Source organism: Nitrosophilus sp. (assembly GCF_982775275.1).
The window spans coordinates 1367-5254 of record NZ_CEXZHP010000107.1 but is presented as its reverse complement, the minus strand read 5'-3'; the positions used below and the strand labels follow the sequence as shown (position 1 = coordinate 5254).

General features: G+C 35.0%; 4 protein-coding genes and 1 pseudogene. All 5 read left to right on the top strand.

Annotation, left to right across the window (positions count from 1 at the left end):
* Positions 1-357 (top strand): annotated as a pseudogene (locus AC30RD_RS06040) (respiratory nitrate reductase subunit beta); the annotation flags it as partial.
* The gene (locus AC30RD_RS06035) at positions 354-1568 is read left to right on the top strand and encodes an ethylbenzene dehydrogenase-related protein (RefSeq protein WP_489493454.1); all 1215 of its coding nucleotides are present in this window, start codon (positions 354-356) and stop codon (positions 1566-1568) included. The pseudogene AC30RD_RS06040 and the gene AC30RD_RS06035, both read left to right, overlap by 4 nt.
* Entirely contained in the window at positions 1565-1987 is a 423-nt protein-coding gene (locus tag AC30RD_RS06030) for a hypothetical protein (RefSeq protein WP_489493452.1), read from the top strand. The genes AC30RD_RS06035 and AC30RD_RS06030 overlap by 4 nt, the downstream gene beginning before the upstream one ends.
* A gap of 131 nt (positions 1988-2118) precedes the next feature.
* Positions 2119-2685 carry a TorD/DmsD family molecular chaperone gene (locus AC30RD_RS06025; RefSeq protein ID WP_489493451.1) on the top strand — a complete coding sequence of 189 codons (567 nt, stop codon included), beginning with the start codon at positions 2119-2121 and terminating at the stop codon, positions 2683-2685.
* Positions 2686-2832: 147 nt separating this feature from the next.
* Entirely contained in the window at positions 2833-3885 is a 1053-nt protein-coding gene (locus tag AC30RD_RS06020) for a 4Fe-4S binding protein (protein ID WP_489493450.1), read from the top strand.
* Positions 3886-3888: the final 3 nt, after the last annotated feature.

Here is a 3888-nt window from a genome sequence, read left to right as displayed (position 1 = left end):
CAACCAAATGTATATTATGTTCCGCCAACGGAAGCTCCTCCAAAGTTTGATGAGAATGGAAAGATTATAGAAGGAAGCAACAGAATTCCTATAAAAGAGCTTGAAAAACTTTTTGGACCGGCGGTTCATGAAGCTATAAAGACTATAAAAGCAGAAAAAGAAAAAAGAGCAAAAACGGGAGAATCTGAGTTGATGGATATTTTGATAGCTTATCAGCATCAAGATATGTTTAGGCTGGATAACGACTATTATCAAAAGGTTGCCAAAGAGAAGGGGGCAAAACCTTTGGCTCCTGTTGATGATAGGTATATTGCTGGAAAATATACAAAAAAAATAAGTTTTAAGGTGCACCCATGAAAAGAGCAGTAGGATTGATGACGGCCTTGAGCTTGGCCGCAACGGTTGCGTTTTCGTCAAATGTGGTTGAGGCTATAAAGGTTAATGAAGACCTAAGTAATTTAAAGTGCGGTAGCAAGATAATAAAACAAAATGCAAAATTTAGCCAAATTATCGTATATCCGCAAACGACACTTAGACTAAACGATAAAAAAGCAAACCAAATAAACAAAAACAATAAAGCAAAAAAAGTTGAGGTAGCAGCGCTTTATGATGGCAAAAACGTCGCGGTAATAGTCAGATGGAAAGATAAAACAAAAGATGTACAAAAAGGGTATAAAAGCGATGTTTACGCAGATGGCTTTGCGGTGCAGTTTGCTGCTACGCCAAAAGATGTAAATAAATTGCCATATATCGGCATGGGGAGTAAAAATAGACCCGTAGTTATATATTTGCAAAAAGCAGTTGAAAAAGTTTATGAACCAAACGGAAACGGTATTGTTGGGTATCAAGTAAACCCTCACAATACCAATAGATTTGGGAAAGATTTGAAAAAGTTTGAAAAAAGAGTCGATCAGCTTGCCATTAGAGACTATCAAAAAGCCTTTGTAAGCGAAGGCTTTAGATCTATGACCGAAATAAAAGATAACTCCTCAAAATATAGCGCCGATATGCATTATGTAGATAAGATGAATATGTGGGGAGGTATGGTTGTAAGAGAGGTTAAGGATGAGTATCTAAACCTAAATAGCGGAGCGTTTCCTGTCGCAGTTGCCGTGTGGGACGGTAAAAAGTTGCATAGAGACGGGCTTAAACATCTATCTGGATGGATTGCTGTAAAACTTCCTAAAAAAGGCGGAGAGGAATTGGTATCTGCGGTAGATGAGAAAGTAAAAGGGGATATTGAAAAAGGAAAAGAACTTGCTATGACAAACTGTGCAAGCTGCCATAGATGGAAAGGTGCAGAGCAAGCCCCTATGTATATGGCGCCTGATCTTAGCAATATAGGAGGCCAAGCAACGGCTGGATATATAAGAGAGTCGATAGTTGATCCAAACGCCGTTGTAGTTCCGGGATACAATAGAAACTCTCATCCAAATTTTGCATGGTATATGGTCGATGAGAAAGGAAATAGAACTTCTACTATGCCTCCATTTGATTGGATGGATAAGAAGTCTTTGAATGATTTGGTAGCTTTCTTGCAGACACTAAAAGCGGAGGTAGAAAAATGAAAAAATTAGCTCTAACAGCTCTGCTTGGACTCTCTTTGGCTTTTAGTCTAAATGCCAGCGGCGGAGCTAAAGGCGAGTTTGAGAAAAAAGGGTTTTTAACAACAAAATGGTGTGCCCAAAACGACCTATTTGCCGACTGTAGGCTTGAGACTTATCATTGTGGCGAAGAGGGTTGTTATAAAGAGTGGCTTCCTGGTGAGCCTACAAAAATGGAGATGGTTTTATTTGTTCATGATGAAGGAAAGATATATTATATAGATCCTGAGGGAGTTCATGTAAGCGAGCTTTTGGAAAAAGCGGCAAACAGAAATGAAGTAACTATCATTGGTGAGCTTGAAAGTGATGGAAAAACTATAAAAGCTCATGAATTTAAAGCCCCTCCTCCTCCAAAAAAGTCGTTTTTTAAAGGTTGTTTATAATCTAAAGCCGCTAAATGCGGTTTTAGATAGGTATATTGGGAATTGGGCATTTGGAATTGGAAAATAAATTTTATAAAATATAAAAATATTACTAATTCCCAATTCCTAATTCCAGATTTAAAGGATATATTTTGGATAATAAAGCAAAAGCTTTTGTTTATGCCTTTTTATCAAGGTGTTATCAAAAAGAGTTGGATACAGAAGCGATAAAAGATTTGAAAAAAAACAAAGAACTTCTCGAATCTATAGGAAATGATAGTTTAGAGTGGTTTTTAAAAAATGATATATCAAAAATAGAAGAGGAGTTAAACGTAGATTTTAATTCGGCATTTGTTATAAACTCTCAGCCGGTTGAGACTTTGGTTGAGGATAGTAAAGGGGAGATTTTGGTGGGACTTCAAAATCCCGTTATGCAGTTTTATTTTATGAACGGATATGAGATAGATATGAATAAAACCGATATCTTAGCTCCCGATCATCTCTCAATCGAGCTTGGATTTATGCAAAATCTTGTTTTAAAAAATGAAGAAAAAATAGCTTTTGATTTTTTAAAAAATCATCTATTAAAATGGGTTCCACCATATTTGATAGGGATAAAATCTCTTGTTGAGACACCTTTTTATAAAGATTTGGCCGATTTTACTATCGAATTTTTGTTTAGTGAATATGAGAGTTTGAGGGATGGTGATTTTGGTTAAAAAAGTTAAGTAGTTGAGTGGTAAGGTGGTAAGGGGATAAGGTGGTAAGGCGGTAAGGGAGAGAAAGTTAGAGAGTTAGAAAATTAGGAAAATAACTAATTCCCAATTCCTAGTTACCAACGTTTAATGTCAAGCTGTGGAGAAAAGATGAGCTTATATAAACAAAATACCGAACTTTTTGAGTTTGATAGATTAAAATGTCTTAGAACAGATTATTATCATAATAAATGTAGCGAGTGTATAGATATATGTCCAGAGGATGCATTTGTATTTGATAGAGGAAAATTAAGGCTTGATGAAAAAAGTTGCAAAAACTGCGCCGTTTGTGTGGGTGTATGCCCAAGCGAGGCTTTAAGTGTAAATTATTTTGATCCAAACGGGTTTATCATCTCTTTAAAAGAGGAAAAAGTAGTTATTTCATGTAAAAAGGATACTCCATGCCTTAGCGTATTTAGTTCTCAAAACTTTATCTCTTTAGCTCTAAGAAAAGATTCTGTTAGATGCGATTTGTCTCATTGCCAAGGGTGTGAAATAAATAAAGATAATAAAACCTATAAATCAATCGTTGAAAGAATAGATGAGGCAAACAGATTTTTGGAAGAGCTCGGCATAGATAAAGAGATAAAAACGGAAGTTAGCGAGACTATCAACCAAAGAAGAGCCATTTTTAAAAAAATTTTCAATTCCGCAAAAGAGTTATCTGGTGAAGGTATAGAGGTAAAAGAGCTTGCAAACGTAAAAGTTAAAATCCCAATAAAAATTATATTATTAAAAAACTCCATTAAAAAAGAGATTCAAAATTTTAAAAATTCACAAATATCTACAAATTATTCATTTTTATCAAACAAAGAGATTGATTTTGATTTGTGCAATAATTGCGGTGATTGCGTTAAATTTTGTCCAACGGATGCTCTATTTTACTCAAATGACTCTACAACCATCTGGTTTCAAAGCGGAAAGTGTATAAGCTGCGGTATCTGTAACGATATATGCGAACTAAAAGCTATAAAAAACAAAGATAAGCTTGATATTGTTGAGTATGCTTTTGATAGAGGAAAAGTTTTAGTTGAACATACTTTGAAAATCTGCACTGAATGCAAAACCCCTTTTCCTTATAAAGGAGGGGAGTTGATTTGTGATAGGTGTAAAGAGTTTGTTTCAAAATATGATGATATTTTTAAACTCGCAAGCGAACTGTAGTTT